The sequence below is a fragment of the Pelomonas margarita genome (assembly GCF_043555875.1).
In the GTDB taxonomy this organism is placed as follows: Bacteria; Pseudomonadota; Gammaproteobacteria; order Burkholderiales; family Burkholderiaceae_C; genus Pelomonas; species Pelomonas margarita.
Map to the genome: position 1 here is coordinate 354,613 of NZ_JBIGHW010000004.1, position 17,001 is coordinate 371,613.

Annotated in this window: 16 protein-coding genes; 10 read left to right on the plus strand and 6 right to left on the minus strand. The window is 70.1% G+C overall.

Features of this window, described 5'->3' with window-relative positions:
• Positions 1-15: 15 nt before the first annotated feature.
• Positions 16-1,110: an efflux RND transporter periplasmic adaptor subunit gene (locus tag ACG0Z3_RS10150; protein ID WP_394397353.1), complete on the minus strand. Its 1,095-nt coding sequence runs from the start codon at positions 1,108-1,110 to the stop codon at positions 16-18.
• A gap of 3 nt (positions 1,111-1,113) precedes the next feature.
• Positions 1,114-2,514, minus strand: a complete 1,401-nt coding sequence (locus ACG0Z3_RS10155; RefSeq protein ID WP_394397355.1) for an efflux transporter outer membrane subunit — start codon at positions 2,512-2,514, stop codon at positions 1,114-1,116.
• 142 nt (positions 2,515-2,656) lie between these two features.
• Here ACG0Z3_RS10155 and ACG0Z3_RS10160 point away from each other — a divergent pair, with 142 nt between their 5' ends.
• From ACG0Z3_RS10160 to ACG0Z3_RS10170, 3 genes are read left to right on the plus strand one after another with little or no spacing between them, the layout of a single operon-like run.
• On the plus strand, positions 2,657-3,472 hold the full coding sequence (locus ACG0Z3_RS10160; protein ID WP_394397357.1) for a MipA/OmpV family protein: 816 nt from the start codon (positions 2,657-2,659) through the stop codon (positions 3,470-3,472).
• Positions 3,472-4,158, plus strand: coding sequence for a response regulator transcription factor (locus tag ACG0Z3_RS10165; protein ID WP_394397359.1), 687 nt, complete (start codon positions 3,472-3,474; stop codon positions 4,156-4,158). The genes ACG0Z3_RS10160 and ACG0Z3_RS10165 overlap by 1 nt, the downstream gene beginning before the upstream one ends.
• Positions 4,127-5,518, plus strand: coding sequence for a sensor histidine kinase (locus ACG0Z3_RS10170; protein ID WP_394397361.1), 1,392 nt, complete (start codon positions 4,127-4,129; stop codon positions 5,516-5,518). The genes ACG0Z3_RS10165 and ACG0Z3_RS10170 overlap by 32 nt, the downstream gene beginning before the upstream one ends.
• 220 nt (positions 5,519-5,738) lie before the next feature.
• Here ACG0Z3_RS10170 and ACG0Z3_RS10175 read toward each other — a convergent pair whose 3' ends face one another.
• Entirely contained in the window at positions 5,739-6,140 is a 402-nt protein-coding gene (locus tag ACG0Z3_RS10175; RefSeq protein ID WP_394397363.1) for a GNAT family N-acetyltransferase, read from the minus strand.
• Positions 6,141-6,279: 139 nt separating this feature from the next.
• Positions 6,280-6,921 (minus strand): TetR/AcrR family transcriptional regulator, encoded by a 642-nt coding sequence (locus ACG0Z3_RS10180; protein WP_394397365.1) that lies wholly within the window; start codon positions 6,919-6,921, stop codon positions 6,280-6,282.
• Positions 6,922-6,999: 78 nt separating this feature from the next.
• On the opposite strand from ACG0Z3_RS10180, the gene ACG0Z3_RS10185 reads away from it, so the two are divergent.
• The 7 genes from ACG0Z3_RS10185 (at position 7,000) to ACG0Z3_RS10215 (ending at position 16,117) form a co-directional block, all read left to right on the plus strand.
• On the plus strand, positions 7,000-8,481 hold the full coding sequence (locus tag ACG0Z3_RS10185; protein ID WP_394397367.1) for an efflux transporter outer membrane subunit: 1,482 nt from the start codon (positions 7,000-7,002) through the stop codon (positions 8,479-8,481).
• On the plus strand, positions 8,478-9,611 hold the full coding sequence (locus ACG0Z3_RS10190; RefSeq protein ID WP_394397369.1) for an efflux RND transporter periplasmic adaptor subunit: 1,134 nt from the start codon (positions 8,478-8,480) through the stop codon (positions 9,609-9,611). The genes ACG0Z3_RS10185 and ACG0Z3_RS10190 overlap by 4 nt, the downstream gene beginning before the upstream one ends.
• Positions 9,608-12,730, plus strand: a complete 3,123-nt coding sequence (locus ACG0Z3_RS10195) for an efflux RND transporter permease subunit (protein WP_394397371.1) — start codon at positions 9,608-9,610, stop codon at positions 12,728-12,730. The genes ACG0Z3_RS10190 and ACG0Z3_RS10195 overlap by 4 nt, the downstream gene beginning before the upstream one ends.
• Positions 12,723-13,616: an NAD(P)/FAD-dependent oxidoreductase gene (locus ACG0Z3_RS10200; RefSeq protein WP_394397373.1), complete on the plus strand. Its 894-nt coding sequence runs from the start codon at positions 12,723-12,725 to the stop codon at positions 13,614-13,616. Before ACG0Z3_RS10195 ends, ACG0Z3_RS10200 begins: the two co-directional genes overlap by 8 nt.
• Positions 13,617-13,740: 124 nt before the next feature.
• Positions 13,741-14,547: an oxidoreductase gene (locus tag ACG0Z3_RS10205; protein WP_394397375.1), complete on the plus strand. Its 807-nt coding sequence runs from the start codon at positions 13,741-13,743 to the stop codon at positions 14,545-14,547.
• 42 nt (positions 14,548-14,589) lie between these two features.
• Positions 14,590-14,736 carry a hypothetical protein gene (locus ACG0Z3_RS10210; protein WP_394397377.1) on the plus strand — a complete coding sequence of 49 codons (147 nt, stop codon included), beginning with the start codon at positions 14,590-14,592 and terminating at the stop codon, positions 14,734-14,736.
• Between the two features lie 28 nt (positions 14,737-14,764).
• Positions 14,765-16,117, plus strand: coding sequence for a porin (locus ACG0Z3_RS10215; protein ID WP_394397379.1), 1,353 nt, complete (start codon positions 14,765-14,767; stop codon positions 16,115-16,117).
• Between the two features lie 19 nt (positions 16,118-16,136).
• On the opposite strand, the gene ACG0Z3_RS10220 is transcribed toward ACG0Z3_RS10215, so the two are convergent.
• Both ACG0Z3_RS10220 and ACG0Z3_RS10225 read right to left on the minus strand, forming a co-directional pair.
• Positions 16,137-16,643 carry a GGDEF domain-containing protein gene (locus ACG0Z3_RS10220; protein ID WP_394397380.1) on the minus strand — a complete coding sequence of 169 codons (507 nt, stop codon included), beginning with the start codon at positions 16,641-16,643 and terminating at the stop codon, positions 16,137-16,139.
• Complete coding sequence (locus ACG0Z3_RS10225) at positions 16,547-16,966, minus strand: hypothetical protein (RefSeq protein WP_394397381.1); 420 nt, start codon at positions 16,964-16,966, stop codon at positions 16,547-16,549. Before ACG0Z3_RS10225 ends, ACG0Z3_RS10220 begins: the two co-directional genes overlap by 97 nt.
• Positions 16,967-17,001 lie beyond the last annotated feature (35 nt).

The following is a 17,001-nucleotide window of genomic DNA, read 5'->3' on the forward strand; positions in this document are numbered from 1 at the left end:
GCGGCCGTGCGGCGCTCATGGCTGCCCCACCACGCGAACCAGGTCGTTGTCACTCAGGAAAGCCACGCCGGACGCGACGACGCGTTCGTCGCCCTGCAGGCCGCGCACGATCTCGATGCGGTCGCCGGCCTGGCGGCCTACGTCGACCTTGGTCTGCAGCGCTCGCGAATCGGAACCCACGCGGAAGACGACATGGAAGCCCTCGCGCACCTGCACCGCGCTGCGCGGCAGCGTCATCGAGCGGCTGCTGCCCAGTTCGAACTCGCCCTGCGCGAACATGCCGGCGCGCGCCGTGCCGGCCTGCGGCAGGTCCACATAGGCCAAGCCATTGCGGGTCTGCACGTCCACCAGCGGCGCGAGCTGACGCAGCCGGCCCTGCACGACGCGGCCGTCCGGCAGCGTGACGCGCACGGCGTGCGCGTCCTTCAGCCGTGCCAGCTCACCGGCCGGGACCTCGGCCCGCCATTCCAGCCGCTGGCCCCGCACGAGGCGAAACAGCTCCTGTCCCGCCGGTACGACCGCGCCGACGGCGGCGCTGCGCGCGGAGATGACGCCATCGTCCGGCGCGACGACGCGGGTCTGCGCCAGCCGCAGTCGCTCCAGTGCCTCGGCCGCCTGAGCAGCGTCCAGGCGCGCCTGGGCCGCAGCCTCGGCGGCGAGCTGCTGCTCGATCTGCTGGGCAGACAGCGCGCCGGTGTCCTGCAACGTTTGCGCACGTCTGGCATTGGCGGCCGCCTCGGCCAGCGCCACGCGGGCCTCGGCGACGGCCGCCCGGCGCAGCGCGAGGTCGGCCTGCACGGTCTCGGGCGCGAAGCTCGCAAGCATTTGCCCGCGCCGCACCGTGTCGCCCACATTGGCGCGCACGTCGACGAGGCGCAGGCCGTTGGCTTCGGCGCCGATGCTGGCCTCCTGCCAGGCGGCGATGTTGCCGTTGGCGGCGATGCGCTGCGGCAGCGTGCCGGCGGTGAGCCGTGTGACGGCCACGCTCAGCGCCGCTCGCTCGCCTGGCGTGTCGGCCGTGGGCGCGGCGCTGGCCAGCGTGATGGACAGCAGCGCGCCGGCCACCGCGACGGCGGCCGACAGCAGGGTCAGGGTGTTGGAGGTCTTCATGGATCAATGCACCGGGGTGTTGGGCCGCCAGCCGCCGCCGGCCGCCCGGTAGAGGGAAATCCACGCCGCCAGCCGCTCACGTTCGAGCGCGTTGCGGGTGGTCTGGGCCAGCAGCAGGCCGCGGCGCGCGTCCTCCAGCTCGAACAGGCTGGCCGCGCCGGCGGCGTGGCTGGCGGCGGTGGCGTGGTAAGCGCGCTCATGGCTGTCGACGGCGGACTGAGCGCTGCCGCCGCGCTGCGCCGCGCTTTGCAGCGTGACGAGCGCGCTCTCCACCTCCTGAATGGCCGTGCGCAGACGGGCTTCAAAGGTCTTGAGTGCAGCGACATGCCGGGCGCGGGCAGCGTCAGTGTTGGCGCGGCGCACACCGGCATCGAACAGTGGCAACGTGACGGTGACGGGGCCGAGCGTCCACACGCCGCCGTCGTTGGCGAGGCCGAGGCTGGTGGTGCGCGTGGCGCCAAGCATGCCTGCCAGCGTGACGCGCGGCCAACGGCGCGCAGCGGCCTGCTTGACCTCAGCGCTGGCGGCGACGACCTCGCGTTCAGCGGCCCGCACGTCCGGTCGCTGGGCCAGCAGCGCCGCCGGCACACCGGCCACGGCGAACTCACGCGGGCGCGGCAGTCGGGCCGTCTGCGCAGTGAGCTGGCGGCGTAAGGCCATCTCTTCTTCAGCCGTCAGCGCAACGAGAGACTTCACGAGCAATGCGCACTGCGCCTGCTGCTGCAGCAGCGCCATGTAGCCGTCCGCAGCACTCGCGCGGGCCAGGTCTGCGCTGGCGGTCGAGCGAACGCCCACACGCGCTGCGGCGTCGCTCACGTCGGCGACGAGTTCCCGCGAGCGAGCGTCGGCGTCCAGTTGCTGAGCCTGGCGCTCGCAGGCACGCAGGTCGGCGTAGCCGGATGCGACCTCGGCAGCGACGGAGACGCGTGCCTCATGCCAGTCTGCCTCGCGGGCTTCGACCCGGGCCTGCGCGGCGTTGGCTCCCGCCCGCAGCGCCCCGAAGAGATCCAGCTCCCAACTGGCCTGCACGCTGGCCGAGGTCTGGCTGGCGAGGGGCGCACCGGCCTGCGCGCGGCTGCGAGAGGCGGACGCGCCGGCGTCCAGCGCGGGCAGCAGCACGGCGCCGCCAGTCACCCGCGCCGCGCGGGCGTCGGCGATGTTGGCGGTAGCCGTGGCGAGCGTCGGGCTCGCGGCCTGCGCTGCGGTCACGAGGTGGGCCAGCAGTGGATCGTCGAACTGCGACCACCAGGCTTGCAGCGAGCCCAGTTCGCCGTCATGGGGCTGCGATGCGTGCCACTGCGGCGCGGCGCTGGCTTCGATGCGCGCGGGCGGGGGCGCCGCACAGCCGGTCAGAGCCAGGCCGAGGGCGGCGCATAGCGCAGTGGAGAAGGAAAGGTCGGTCATCGGGCCGCGACTGTTCGGCCCGCCGACTTTCCGGACACTTACCGACCGCGCTCCTCACGGCAGGTCGGATCGGTAAGTGGGCCGTAATAGAAGGCCGCTGACGATGGTCGTCTTTTCACACCTGCCCGCTCCGGGACCCGCCATGCGAACGCTGTACCTCTCTTCCTTCCTGCTGGCTCCGGCGCTGGCATCCGTGGCGCTGCTCGGCGCGCCACTGGCCCAGGCCCAGGGCGGTCCCGGCGGCATGGGTGGACCCGGGAGGGAGGGCCAGTCCTCGTGGGGTCTGGGCATCGCGGCCGTGTCCGGCCAGGAGGCCTACAAGGGCATCGAGCGCGAGACCCGTGCGCTGCCGATGCTGAGCTACGAAAACCGCTGGTTCCGCTTGGGCGGACTGGGCGCCGAGGTCAAGCTGCCGCGGCTGGGCATCAGCGACACGCAGTCCATCGACTTCCGCCTCGTCGGCAAGTTCAATATGGACGGCTACGAGGCCAAGGACTCGACCTTCCTGGCCGGCATGAATGAGCGCAAGGGCGGCTTCTGGGCCGGCGCCAAGGCGACCTGGCGCAACGACGTCGCCCACCTCAGCGCGGAGTGGACGGCTGACGTCTCCAGCCACAGCAAAGGACAGCGCTTCAACCTCAGCCTGGAGAAGAACTTCCGCCTCGGCCCGCAGCTCATGCTGTCGCCGCGCGTGGGCGCGAGCTGGATGGACAAAAAGTACGTGGACTACTATTTCGGCGTCCGCAGCCACGAGGTGCAGGCCGGCCGCGCGGCTTCTACCGGTACCTCGGGCGTCAACGCCGAACTGGGCCTGCGCAGCCTCTACATGATCGACCCCCACCACGCGGTCTTCCTTGACCTCGGCGTGACTCGCCTGGCCAAGAGCATCAAGAACAGCCCTCTGGTCGAGCGCTCGACGGAGAACCGCGTGCTGATGGGCTATCTCTACCGCTTCTGATGAACCGCATCCTGCTGGTCGAGGACCACGAGCGCCTGGCCGGGCTGATCAGCAAGGGCCTTGGCGACGCCGGCATCGCGGTCGACGTGGTCGACCGCATTGCCACGGCGTGGTCGGCGCTGCAGCAGGTGCCCTACCGCGCGCTGGTGCTGGACCGTGGTCTCCCCGGCGGAGACGGGCTGGACCTGCTGAAGCGCCTGCGCGCTGCCGGCCTGGGTACGCCCTGCCTGGTGCTGACGGCGCGCGACGCGCTGCACGACCGGGTGGAAGGCCTGGAGGCCGGCGCCGATGACTACCTGCCCAAGCCGTTCGCGATGGACGAGATGGTGGCCCGCGTGCGTGCGCTGCTGCGCCGCCCGGTGGAGAGCCGCACGCTGGCACCAGGCCATGGCGACCTTCAGCTGCGCCCCGACGCGGGCACGCTGTGCTGCGACGGCGAGAGCGTGACGCTGGCCAGTGCCGAGATGCAGATCATGCTGCTGCTGGTGGAAAAGGGCGGCGACACCGTGCGCCGCAGCGCGTTGGAGGCTGCCGGCTGGGGGCTGGGCGAGGCGGTGACACCCAACGCGCTGGACGTGGCACTGCATCGGCTGCGCCGCAAGCTGCAAGCCGTTGGGTCAGCGCAGCGCATCGTCAATGTGAGAAACCTGGGATATGCCCTCCGTGAAACGAGCGTGGACCAATAGCCTCAGCTTCAAGGTCATCCTGGCCTACCTCGCGGGCAGCCTGTTGAGCGTGCTGATCATCGTGATGGTGATCAAGGGCTTGCTGTCATTCAAGAGTCCCATCCTCGTCGAGGAAGACATTGCCGAGCACGCCGAGCACATCGCCGACGACGTGGTGTTCGACGCCAGCGGCCGGCCCGTGGGCCTGACCAGCGATTTGAACCACGTGGCCTGGATGTTCGAGACCATGAAGGATGACATCGCCTACCGCGTGGTCGACAGCACCGGCCGGGTGGGGTTGATGTCCCCGGCTGGCAAGGCCTTCTGGCCGGAGGGCGGTGGCCAGGTGGCGCCGCCCAGACCGGGGCGCTTCGAGTTCGAGAGGGACGGCAAGCCGTACCGCGGCGCCACCGAAGCCATCCCGGACCAGGGCCAGCAGTGGTTCCTGCAGCTGGCTGCCAGCGCCAGGCTGTCCGAGCTGCTACGCCTGGAGTTCGCGCTTCCGTTCATGGGCATTGGCATGGCGCTATTCAGCGCGGTGCTGCTGTTCGTATTCGGTGTCTGCGCGTTCGTGACGATGCGGCATGTGCAGAAGCCGCTGCGGGCGTTGTCGGCCTCGGCTGCCGCCATCTCGCCGCGCTCCCTGCATGCACGGCTGCAGGGGGGCGGAGTGCCGACCGAGATCGCGCCGCTGGTGGACAGTTTCAACCGTGTGCTGGAGCGTGTGGAGCAGGGCTTTCGCGTGCAGCAGGAATTCATGGCCACTGCAGCCCACGAGCTGAAGACGCCGCTGGCGCTGATCCGTGCGCAGATCGAGCTGCTCGATCCCCACTGTGACCGCGATTCGCTGCTGAAGGATGTGGAGCACATGACGCGTCAGGTGCAACAGTTGCTGCTGCTGGCCGAGGCGAGCGAGGCGCACAACTACATGCTCGCGCCGACGGACGTGCTGGACGTAGCGCACGAAGCTGCGAGCTACCTGCAGCGCATGGCTCAGGCCGCGAATGTCAGCATCGAGGTTCGCGGCAGCGCGGACACCGACACCGTCGAGTGGAACGCCGACTGCGGCGCGGTGTTCACGCTGCTGAAGAACCTGCTGGAGAATGCCATTCAGCATGCGCCAGCCGGTAGTGTTGTGAGCCTCGACGTGTCGTCACAAGCGCTGTCGGTGCGCGATCGCGGGCCGGGTGTCAGCCCCGATCAACTGCCCAAGCTGTTCGTGCGCTTTTGGCGCGGCGCCCACAGACGCGACCACGGCGCCGGGCTGGGACTGGCCATCTGCCAGGAGATCGCTCAAGCCCACGGATGGGAGTTGTCGGCGCAGGCGATGGCCCCAGGCTTAAGGTTGACAGTGTCGAGGGACGGTCGTCCGCCGTCGTAGATACGACGTACGCGGTGAACCTGACCTCGAAGCTCACGCGCGAGCATTCCTCGACGCCTTCTCAGCCAGCGCGGCCTTGGTCTTGCTGTGTCAAAGAACTATCGACATCCGGCTGCAACAGGTCATGGGCCCAATCGAAGGTTCAGCTCATCGCTCAGCAGGTGCCGCAACACTGCAGGCCTCTTCCTCCTGACTGCAGGGCTGTAGGGCGGCTGCGCGCTCAGGCTTGAGGCGGCACGCTGACCAGCGGCAGAAACAGCGTCAGGGCGGCGTCGGGCAGCGGGATGACGCCGTGGTGTCGGTAGAAGGCGCTGGCCCGCTTGCCCTTGGCGTCGACGAGCAAGGCATAGGCGGCGATCTCGGAGCGCACGCAGCGGGTCAAGGCGTCCGCCAACAGCGCACCACCCAGGCCTTGGCCCCTGAAGCTCAGATCCACGGCCAGGCGTCCCACGCGCACAGTTGGCGCAGCGTGGTAGCGGGGCAGCTTCTTGGTGAAGGCGGCCGGCAGCTCGGTGAGCGGCACGCTGGCAGCAGCCAGGGTGTAGTAGCCGGCGATGCGTCCATCGTCGCTGTGGGCCACGAAGCACGAGGCCACGCGGCGACGGGCGAGCGCGCGCTTCAAGGCGGGGGCGGCAGCGGGCGGGGCGAGCAGTGCCTGGGCAAAGCACTCCTGAACAACCAGCGTCGGTCGGTCAATGCCGAGCATCGTGCGCCTGGTGTGTGCCCGTTGAAGTTGTAGCCGCCAGCGCTATCGGCCTGAGCTATACGCCGTAGGCCGCCATGAACACCCGTACGGCCTCGCGCAGAAGAGCGTTGTCTTCCCGGGAGTCCGGCTTGTCGAGCTTCAGCAGCCCGCGGAAGTGCCCAGCGCCCAGGAACATCGACAGGAACAGGTCTGCTGCCTGAAGTGGATTGCGCACCTTCAGCGTGCCCGCTGAATGCGCACGGCGCAGGTATGCCGCCAGCTCACTGTTGAACCGCTCAGGGCCGTCCTTGTAGAACTCGCGGCAGACGTCCGGCTGTGCTCCTGCGACGCCGTAGACAGAGCGCAAGGTGCCCAGGGCGTCGTCCCCGCGGGTCAATGCAAGAAACCGGGCGCCAATCGCCAGCAGCGCCTTCTCCGGCTGGTCCGGGTCCAGCGATCCGGCGCCTTCGACGCCAGTCACCGTGGTCGCTGTCTTCTCGTGCACGACCACCTGGAACAGCCTCTCCTTGGAGCCGAAGTTGCTGTAGACGGTCATCTTGGACACACCGGCGTCCGCAGCGATGGCGTCCACGCTGGCGCGCTCCAGGCCATGCTCGTTGAAGTGCCTTCGCGCCGCGTCCAGGATGCGCCTGCACCGCTCGGGATCACGAGGCCGCCCGCGCTGGGGCTTGGGAGCAGAAACGGGCTGGTCGGGCATAGGCAATTTGGTGTACTTGACAGTCCACTATATATGCCTCACATTACTGTACCAATGAGTCCAGTAACAAACAGGCCCATGACTTCATCCTCCCGGCGCTGCCGCAGATCGGTCTCTGCGGCCAACCGCCTTCTCTCCCTCGCGGCAGGGGTCGCCCTGTCAGCGTGCTCGACACCTGCCGTGCAGCCTCCCTCGCCCTCGGTGCCACTCGCAGCCGCGTTTGCCCACGCGCGTGGGGCTGAGGCGCAAGCCACAGCCGCGGGCACGCAGTGGTGGGCCGCCTGGAAAGATCCCACGCTCACCGCGCTGGTTGAGGAAGCGCTGGGCGCCAACCAGGACATCGCCATCGCGCTCCAGCGCGTCGCCCAGGCCCGCGCGGGTGCAGATGCCCAGGCCTCCCGCCTGTGGCCGACGGTGGGCGTGCAGGCTTCCGCATCGCGCAGCGACAGTGGCGTCCCTGCGCCCGTAAAGCAAGGGATGCCCGACACGCGAGCGCTGCGCGCCGGGATCGACGTGGCATGGGAGATCGACCTGGCGGGCGGCGTTCGCGCAGCGCGCGACGCGGCGCAGGCCGACGGCACGGCAGCGGCTGCGGGCGTGCAAGGCGCACGCCTGCTGGTCGCCAGCGAGGTTGCGCGCCAGTACTTCGTGCTGCGCAGCGCCGAGGAGCGGCTGCGCATCGTGCGGGCCCTGGCCGAGGCCCAGCGCCAAACCGCTGCACGCGTAGAAAGCCGCCTGCGCGAAGGCCAGGCCAGCGCCTTCGACCATGACCGCGCGCGTGCCGAAGCGGACGCGCTGGACGCCCAGCTGCCGGCGCTGCGGATGCTGGTCGGCACCACGCAGACCCAACTGGCCGTGCTGCTCGGGCGCAACCCGTCGGCGCGCACTGTCAACGCCGACAACCACTTCACCTGGCCGGCGGCACCAGCCATCGCGACGGGCCAGCCCAGCGAGTTGCTGAGGCGCCGCCCCGATCTGGTCGCCGCAGAGGCGCGTGTCGCTGCCGAGGCGTTGCGCACCGCCGAAGCCCGCGCCCAGTGGTGGCCCAAGCTGTTCCTCAGCGCCTTGGTGGGCCGCGAGGACTTGCGGCTGAACGCGCTCGATCTCGCGCCGGCCCACTTCTCCAATGTCGCGCTGGCCTTTGCGATGCCGGTCTTCAACGCCGGGCGCATTGACGCCGGTGTTCGGGTGCAGTCGGCGCGCGCCGACGAGGCGCTGCTCGCCTGGCAAAAGTCAGTCCTGGTGGCGGTCCGGGAAGTCGAGGACAGCCTGCTTGTGCGCTCGCAAGAGGCCGAGCGCAACGCGGCCCTTGCGCTCACCGTCGAGCACCGCCGCCGCTCCCTGCGGCGCGCCGAGTCGCTGCAGCGCGAAGGGCAGATCGATCTGCTGGCCCTGCTGGACGTGCAGCGCTCCGTGCTGGCCAGTGAACTGGCCTTGTCGGAGAGCCGCCTGCAGCAGGCGCTGGCCGACGTGCAACTCTACAAAGCCCTGGGCGGTGGTTTCCCCGCGACGCAGCCCAGCACAGCCATGACATCACTTGCCGCCAGGACGCCCCAGTGAACAGGATCTTCCCCACCCTCCCGCTCTCAAGCATCGCCGCCGCCAGCCTGCTGCTGACGGCCTGCGGCCAACCGCCCGCGCCGGCCGCTGCCGTGAAGCCGGTCTTCGTGACGACCGTGACACCGGCCAACGCCGCGCAGACCCGCAGCTTCACGTCGGTGGTCCGTGCCCGCGTGGAGACGGAACTCGGATTCCGGACTGGCGGCAAGGTGGTTGAACGCCTCGTCGAAGTCGGCGACAGCGTCAAGGCGGGCCAGGTTCTGGCTCGTCTGGACCCCGCCGATTACCAGCTGGCCGTGAAGGCGGCAGCCGACCAGGTGCAGGCCGCGTCCGTGGACGCGCAGCAGGCCGCCTCCGACGAGGCGCGCTTTCGCCGGCTGATGGCCGACGGGTCGGTCGGTACCGCCGACCACGAGCGCCAGAAGGCGCGTGCCGACGCTGCGGTGGCGCGGCTGGATCAGGCCAATCGCCAGCTCGATCTCGCACGCAATCGCGAGGGCTACGCGGCGCTGGTGGCCCCCTACGCGGGCGTCGTGACGGCGCTGCGCTTCGAGCGCGGCCAGGTCGTCAGCGAAGGCCAGCCCGTGCTGTCGCTGGCCCGTGACGGCGAGCGCGAGGTCGTCGCCGAACTGCCCGAGGACTGGGTCGGCCGGGCGCGAAGCCTCGCAGCCACGGCGGCCCCGTGGAACGATCCGACATCGCCGGTCCGCCTCGTGCTGCGTGAGCTTTCGCCGCAGGCCAGCGCGCAGGGCCGAACCTACCGCGCGCGCTATTCGGCCGCACCCGATTCGCGCGAACCCGTGGCCGCGCTGCCGCTGGGCAGCACGATGCAGTTGACGCTGTCGGCACTGCACGCCGGCCCCGCGACCGCAGTGCTGCCCGTGAGTGCCCTGGTCAAGGGCAGCGGCCCCGTCGGTGTGTGGACCGTGAACGCCAAGGGTTCCGGTCTCGTGTTCACCCCGGTCCAGGTGGTGGCCAACGACGACGCCACGGTGCGTGTCACGGGCCTGGCCGCGGGCAGCAAGGTCGTCAGTGTCGGCGCCCAGAAGCTCGATGCGGGCATGGTCGTTCGCGCCGTCGAGCGCGCTCCCGACGCCGCAGCGGCCACCGCCGCCAAGAGCAGCTCATGAAGCGCTTCAATCTCTCCGAGTGGGCCGTCACGCACCGGCCCATGGTGCTGTTCCTGATCATCCTGACGCTCATCGTCGGCGGCATCTCCTTCAGCAAACTGGGCCGGCTGGAAGACCCGAACTTCGACGTGCCGCAGATGACGGCCATCGTCGTGTGGCCCGGCGCCACCGCGCAGGACGTGCAGGACCAGGTGCTCAACCGCATCGAGCGCCGCCTGCAGGAGCTTGATCACTTCGAGTACGTGCGCAGCTTCTCGCGCCAGGGCTACGGCGGCATCACGCTGTGGATGAAGGGCGGCAGCAGCAAGGCGGAGCTGGACAACGCCTGGTACCAGGCGCGCAAGAAGATAGGCGACATGCGCCAGGAGTTGCCCGAGGGCGTGCGCGGGCCGTTCTTCAACGACGAGTACAACGACCGCTACAGCGTGCTGTATGCGTTGAGCGCCCCCGATCTGTCGATGGCCGAACTGCTGACGCTCACCGAGGACGTGAAGCGCCGCTTCCAGAGCGTGCCCGGCGCCGGCAAGGTGGACGTGCTGGGCAAGCAGGCCGAGCGTGTGTACGTGGAGTTGTCGACGCGGCGCCTGGCGGCGCTGGGCATCGCGCCGACGGCGGTGTTCGACGCGCTGGCGCGCCAGAACCTGGTGACGCCGGCCGGCTCGGCCGACGCCACGCACGACCGTGTGCAGGTGCGCGTGGACGGCGGGCTCAAGAGCGCTGCGGACGTGGCCAACGTGACGCTGGAAGTCGGTGGCCAGGTGCTGCGGCTGGCAGACATCGCCACCGTGCGCAGCGGCTATGAAGACCCGCCCAGCTTCAGCATCCGTCACAACGGCGTGCCGGTGCTGGCCATCGGCGTGACCATGCAGGCCAACGGCAATGTGCTGGACTTCGGCAAGGCGCTGGAGCAGCGGCTCGCCCAGATCAAGCAGGAGATCCCGGCCGGCATCGAGATCCAGCAATACGCCGACCAGCCGCGCGTGGTGGCCGAATCGGTGTGGGAGTTCGAGCGCTCGTTCCTGGAGGCGCTGGCCATCGTGCTGGCCGTCTCCTTCCTGTTCCTGGGCTGGCGCACCGGCATCGTGGTGGCCGCGTCGGTGCCGCTGGTGCTGGCGCTGGTCGCAGCGGTGATGTACGCCGCCGGCTGGGCGCTGGACCGCATCTCGCTCGGCGCGTTGATCATCGCGCTGGGCTTGCTGGTGGACGACGCCATCATCGCCGTCGAGATGATGGTGGTGAAGCTGGAGGAAGGCTGGGACCGGCTGCGCGCCGCCACCTACGCTTACACCTCCACGGCGTTCCCCATGCTGACCGGCACGCTGGTCACGGCCGCCGGCTTCATGCCGGTGGGTTTCGCCAAGTCCATCGCGGGCCAGTACGCGGGCGGCATCTTCTGGGTGGTGGGCGCGGCGCTGATCCTGTCCTGGCTGGTGGCCGTGATCTTCACGCCCTACCTGGGCGTGTTGCTGCTGCCGAAGAACCTGGCCACCCGACACGGGCACGGCGCCCACCATGACCCGTACGACCGGCCCGTCTACCGCCGGCTGCGCGCCATCGTCGACTGGGCGGTGCATCGCCGCGCCTGGGTGCTCGCCGCCACGGTGCTGGTCTTCGCCATGGCCGGTGCCGGCATGCTGGCGGTGCAGCAGCAGTTCTTCCCCACCGCCTCGCGGCCGGAACTGCTGGTGGACCTGCGCCTGCGCGAGGGGGCGTCGTTCGCCGCCACGTCCGCCCAGGTGAAGCTGCTCGAAGCCCGCCTGGCCAAGGACCCCGACATCGAGTTCTTCACCGCCTACACCGGTGGCGGCACGCCGCGCTTCTACCTGTCCATCCAGCCGGAGCTGCCCAACCCGGGCTTCGCGCAGTTCGTCATCAAGACGGCAGGCACCGAGCAGCGCGAACGCGTGCGCGCGCGTCTGATGACCTTGTTCGACAAGGGCGAGGCACTTCCTGACGTCAATGCGCGTGTCACGCGCCTGGAGTTCGGCCCGCCAGTGGGCTTCCCGGTGCAGTTCCGCGTCATCGGCCCGGACAAGGCGCAGGTGCGCGAGATCGCCTACCGTGTGCGCGACGCGGTGCGCCAGAGCCCGCTGGTGCGCGACACGCAGCTGGACTGGAACGAGCAGGTCCGCGCCATGCAGGTCCATGTCGACCAGGACAAGGCGCGGCTGCTGGGCCTGTCCACCGCAGACGTGCAGGGCCTCGTGCAGACCGCGCTGGACGGTGCGCCGGTGACGCAGATCCGCCGCGGCGAGGAGCTCATCGACGTGGTCGTGCGGGCGACGCCCGAGGAGCGCCAGCGCATTGGCCAGTTGGCGGACCTGCAGCTGTTCACGCGCAGCGGCGCCACCGTGCCGCTGTCGCAGGTGGCCCGCATCGAGCCGGGCTTCGAAGAGCCGGTGCTGTGGCGGCGCAACCGCGACATGGCACTGACCGTGCGCAGCGATGTGGTCGATGGCGTGCAAGGCCCGGACGCCACGGCGAAGATCCGGCCGGCCCTCAAGCCCATCATCGACAGCCTGCCGGTGGGCTACCGCATCGAGGAAGGCGGCGCGATCGAGGAGAGCGACAAGGCCAACGTGGCGCTGTTCGCGGTGTTCCCGGCGATGCTCGCGGTGATGCTGACGCTGCTGATGATCCAGCTGCAGAGCTTCTCGCGGCTGTTCATGGTGTTCATGACGGCACCGCTGGCACTGGTGGGCGTGGTGCCGGCGCTGCTGCTGTTCAACGCGCCGTTCGGCTTCGTCGCGCTGCTCGGCGTGATCGCGCTCAGCGGCATGATCATGCGCAATTCGATCATCCTGGTCGACCAGATCGACCAGGACATCGCGCGCGGCATCGCGCCCTGGGCGGCCATCGTCGACGCCACGGTGCGGCGTTCGCGCCCGGTGGTGCTGACGGCCGCCGCCGCCGTGCTGGCCATGATCCCGCTCACGAAAAGCGTGTTCTGGGGGCCGATGGCCATTGCCATCATGGGCGGCCTCGTGATGGCCACGGCGCTGACTCTCGTCTTCGTGCCGGCGCTGTACGCGGCCTGGTTCCGCATCCGCCGCGACAGCCCCGCACAGGCGCTTGCCCACCCCCTCCATCCACCACACGGAGCCCCTCACCATGGATGACGTCATCATCATCGGTGGCAGCTTTGCCGGCCTCGCCGCTGCGCTGCAGCTCGGCCGTGCCGGCCGCCAGGTCACCGTGCTCGACACCGGCCTGCCGCGCAATCGCTTCGCTCACCACTCGCATGGGGTGCTGGGCCACGATCACAAGCCACCTTCGGACATCCTGGCCGAAGCGCGGCGGCAGCTGGCGCGCTATCCCGCGATCAAGCGGGTCAATGCCCGGGCCGACAGCGTCGCCGGCGCCCTGGACGATTTCACCGTCCTCACCAGCGATGGCCAACGCCTGGCGGCGCGCCGCGTCATCCTGAGCTACGGCGTTGCTGACCAGATGCCCGATGTGCCGGGCTTTGCCGACAGCTGGGGCTCGTCCATCGTGCCCTGCCCGTACTGCGACGGCTTCGAGGTCGCCGGCCGGCATTGGGGCCTCGTCTGGTCCAGCCCGCAGTCGCACCAGTCCGCCAGGCTGTTCCTCGATTGGACCGACAGGTTGACGGTCTTCGCCGATGGTCACGACATCCCGGCAGATGTGCAGGCCGATCTGGCGCGCCGCAACATCCCCGTCGTCGACGGCCGGGTCATCGAGATCGCCCATCACCAGGGCCAGATCGCCACCGTGAATCTCGACACAGGCCGCCATGTCGCGGTCGACGTCCTGTTCGCCCATCCGCGCAACAAGCCGTCCGCGAGCCTGCATGAGCCCCTGGGTCTGGCCACGGTCGATACGCCCACCGGCATCGTCCTCAAGGTCGACGAGCGCCGCCAGACCAGCCTGCCCGGCATCTACGCCGCCGGCGACCTCGCGACGCCCTTCCTGCCCTCGGTCACCCAGGCCACGTGGCAGGGCGCGATGGCGGGCATCTTCGCCCAGCAGTCGATGCTGACCTGACAGCACTGACCCCTTCTGTCGGTAGCCGCCGGCAGCGGTATCCACATGACGGCGCATCACGCGTGGATCGGCACGCGTGGGGCCGCGCTTCGCCCTCATTCCCTTGAATCAACCAGAGATCTCCATGACCAACCCACCTGTCGTCCTGATCACCGGCGTTTCCTCCGGCATCGGCCTGGCCACCGCCAAGCGCTTCGCTGCACGCGGCTGCCGCGTCTTCGGCACCGTGCGCAACCTGCAGAAAGCCACGCCGGTGACCGGCATCGAACTGGTCGCGATGGATGTGCGCGACGAGGCCTCGGTGCGCGCCGGCGTGGCGCAGGTGATCGCCCGCGCGGGCCGCATCGACGTGCTCGTCAACAACGCCGGCTTCAACCTCGTCGGCGCGGTGGAGGAGACCTCGGCCGCCGAGGCGGCCGGGCTGTTCGACACCAACGTGCTGGGCGTGCTGCGCGCCACCCAGGCCGTGCTGCCGCAGATGCGCGCACAGCGCCAGGGCCGCATCGTCAACATCAGCTCGGTGCTGGGCTTCCTGCCCGCGCCCTACATGGGGCTGTACGCGGCCTCCAAGCACGCGGTGGAGGGCTTGTCCGAAAGCCTGGACCACGAGGTGCGCGGCTTCGGCATCCGCGTCACGCTGGTCCAGCCCTTCTACACGCGCACCCACCTCGAAGCCAACTCGCCGCTGGCGGCTGCGCCCATCGGGGCCTATGACCGCGAGCGCGAGGTTGTCACGCGCGCCGTGTCCGCCAACGTCGGCAAGGGCGACGAGCCGTCGCTGGTGGCCGACACCGTCGTCGACGCGGCGTTAGGGCCCTGGCGCATGCGGCGCACGCCGCGCGGCCAGGCCTCGCTGCTGGCCAAGCTGCGCCGCTTCATGCCGGCCGGCCCCGTCGACAAGAGCCTGCGCAAGTCGCTGGGTCTGAACTGATTTCGTCCAACGCCCTGCGGGGCTCTTCCAAGGAGTGCATCCATGAACGCCTACGTCCGCCTCTCGCTCATCGCCGTGCTCGCCGCCCTGACCGCCTGCGCGGCGCCGGTCGACAAGAAGGCGTGCGACGCGCCGCACATCCAGCGTGAGCTGAGCTACACGCCGCCGGGCTGCGAGCAGCCGTCCTGAGCCCCACGACAACGATTCGGAGACAGCCATGACACCTGGCATTCGCGCCGGCTTCGCTGCCGCGCTCTCGACCTGCGCCCTCGCGGCCAGCGCGCAAACCACGTTGACGCTGTACGGCAACCTCGACACCGCCGTCGACACCACGCACAAGCAGACCGGCAGCGCCGGCACGCCCACGGGCGCGTCGGCCGCGCTGATCTTCCCGCCCGGCAGCGCGGGCACGCGCACCCGCGTCACGCAGAGCCTGTCGCGCACCAACACGCTGGGCTTCAAGGGCCGCGAAGACCTGGGCGGCGGCTATGCCGCAGGCTTCGTGCTGGAGTCGCAACCGGGCAGCGACGACGGCACGCTGTCGCAGGACGGCCGCTTCTTCGGCAAGCAGGCCATGGTCTACCTGACGACGCCCGTCGGCGAGGTGCGCCTGGGGCGGCAGTACGCCCCTATCTTCTTCACGTTCGCTGCCGGCACGCCCGACGGCCTCGGCGGCACGGACCTGTTCACCGCCGGCCTCGTCACCAACACGCTGCAGATCCGGCAGGACAACCAGATCAGCTACTGGGCACGCAGCGGCGGCTTCGCGGCGGCGGTGGCCTACAGCCCCAATGCCGGCGTCTCGCGCATCGTCAGCCCGGCGCGCGGCAGCACCGCCACGGCCGCCAGCGGCTCGATGCTGGGCGCTGCCAACGCAGGCGTCGAGGCGAGCGGCGCCGAATCCGGCGGCAAGCGCGGCCGGTCCGGTGGCCTGTTCCTGGCCTACACCTCGCCGACCTTCAACGTGAACGCAGGCGCGCACTACAACGAGTTCGACGTCCCGGTGCTCTCGCAGGGCGGCTCCATCTTCGAGCTGGACCGCTACTGGGGCGTGGCCTTCAGCGCTAAGTACCTGCTGTCCGTCGACGGCGCGTCGCTGCACGCGATGTTCCACACCGGCCGCTACGTCGATGGCGACACGCTGAACCTGCCCGGCCAGCCGCCACTGGCGCTGCCGGGCGCCGGGGGCTTCGACCCGAAGATCCAGACGGTGGTGGTCGGCGCGCGCCTGCCGGTGGGCAAGCTGGTCTGGATAGTCGAGGCCGGCGAGAGCCGCTTCACGAACTTCACGCGCGGCAAGAACGTCGGGCTGATGCTGGGGGTGGACTACGCGCTGTCCAAGCGCACCGTGCTGTATTCGCGCCTGGCCGTGGCCGAGGACCGGCAGGGCCGCGTGCTGCCCATTGTCGGCGTGACGCCCACCGGGGCCAGGCCGATCAACGTGTCGGGCGGCCCCGACGCCATCCTGGCCGCGCTGGGCCTGCGCGAGACGCCGGCCTTCAACGGCATCGGCATCTCACCGGACGGGCGCTCCAGCATCCTGGGGATCGGGATTCGCCACAGCTTCTGAGCGGGGCGGTTGCTGGCAATCACGCCCCCGTGGGGCCGCTGGGCTGGGCGCCGTCGTCCGCAGACACACGGTTGCGGCCGCCGCGCTTGGCCGCATACATCGCCGCGTCGGCCCGTGCGGTCAGGTCCGACAACTCATAAGGCGGCGCGAAGGCGATGCCCTGGCTGATGGTGACGCTCAGCTCCCCGCCTCCCGGCAGCGCGATGCGCAAGGCCTCGATCTGCCCGCGCAGGCGTTCGCAGAACTGGGCGGCGTGTGCGGGCGTGGTGTCGGGCAGCACGATGACGAACTCCTCGCCGCCCAGCCGGGCGAAGGCGTCGCCCTGGCGGATGTGGTGCATGGCGAGCTGCGCCAAGGCCACCAGCACGGCATCGCCGGCGGCGTGACCGTGGACGTCGTTCACGCGCCTGAAGTGGTCGACGTCGATCATCACAAACGCCAGCGGACTGCCGGCGGCTTCCAGTTGCGGCGCGACATCCCTGAACCATCGTTCCAGGAAGCGGCGATTGCCCGCGCCCGTGAGCACGTCCCGCTCCGTTTGCTCTTCAAGCCGCGCAGCGCCGGCGCAAGCGCATACGCTTCGGCCAGCGCGACGCCCGCGCAGGTCAGCGCCTCGTCGAGCTGGCCGAGGTGGTAGAGATGGCGCGCCCGCCAGACGCTGGCGCTCAGGGCCTCGGCCTCAAGCCCAGACTGCCGCGCCAGCTGCACGGCTTCGCGGGCGGCCTCGGCGGCCTGTTGGGGCTCGGCGCCTTGCTGAGGGTCGGCAAGATGCATCAGCGCCGCCAGGCGGGCGCGGTCGGCGTCGGGGCTCTGGGGCTCGTCCGGCAGGGGCGCCTGAGTCGGGCTCATCCGCTTGTCTTTCGTGGCCAACGGGCAGGCGCACG

What these genes read in the sequence shown, in the direction of transcription:
- ACG0Z3_RS10150 (WP_394397353.1), bottom strand. Translation starts at nt 1,110, where the DNA reads ATGAAGACCTCCAACACCCTGACCCTGCTGTCGGCCGCCGTCGCGGTG.
- ACG0Z3_RS10155 (WP_394397355.1), bottom strand. Translation starts at nt 2,514, where the DNA reads ATGACCGACCTTTCCTTCTCCACTGCGCTATGCGCCGCCCTCGGCCTG.
- ACG0Z3_RS10160 (WP_394397357.1), top strand. Translation starts at nt 2,657, where the DNA reads ATGCGAACGCTGTACCTCTCTTCCTTCCTGCTGGCTCCGGCGCTGGCA.
- ACG0Z3_RS10165 (WP_394397359.1), top strand. Translation starts at nt 3,472, where the DNA reads ATGAACCGCATCCTGCTGGTCGAGGACCACGAGCGCCTGGCCGGGCTG.
- ACG0Z3_RS10170 (WP_394397361.1), top strand. Translation starts at nt 4,127, where the DNA reads ATGCCCTCCGTGAAACGAGCGTGGACCAATAGCCTCAGCTTCAAGGTC.
- ACG0Z3_RS10180 (WP_394397365.1), bottom strand. Translation starts at nt 6,921, where the DNA reads ATGCCCGACCAGCCCGTTTCTGCTCCCAAGCCCCAGCGCGGGCGGCCT.
- ACG0Z3_RS10185 (WP_394397367.1), top strand. Translation starts at nt 7,000, where the DNA reads ATGACTTCATCCTCCCGGCGCTGCCGCAGATCGGTCTCTGCGGCCAAC.
- ACG0Z3_RS10195 (WP_394397371.1), top strand. Translation starts at nt 9,608, where the DNA reads ATGAAGCGCTTCAATCTCTCCGAGTGGGCCGTCACGCACCGGCCCATG.
- ACG0Z3_RS10200 (WP_394397373.1), top strand. Translation starts at nt 12,723, where the DNA reads ATGGATGACGTCATCATCATCGGTGGCAGCTTTGCCGGCCTCGCCGCT.
- ACG0Z3_RS10205 (WP_394397375.1), top strand. Translation starts at nt 13,741, where the DNA reads ATGACCAACCCACCTGTCGTCCTGATCACCGGCGTTTCCTCCGGCATC.
- ACG0Z3_RS10210 (WP_394397377.1), top strand. Translation starts at nt 14,590, where the DNA reads ATGAACGCCTACGTCCGCCTCTCGCTCATCGCCGTGCTCGCCGCCCTG.
- ACG0Z3_RS10215 (WP_394397379.1), top strand. Translation starts at nt 14,765, where the DNA reads ATGACACCTGGCATTCGCGCCGGCTTCGCTGCCGCGCTCTCGACCTGC.
- ACG0Z3_RS10225 (WP_394397381.1), bottom strand. Translation starts at nt 16,966, where the DNA reads ATGAGCCCGACTCAGGCGCCCCTGCCGGACGAGCCCCAGAGCCCCGAC.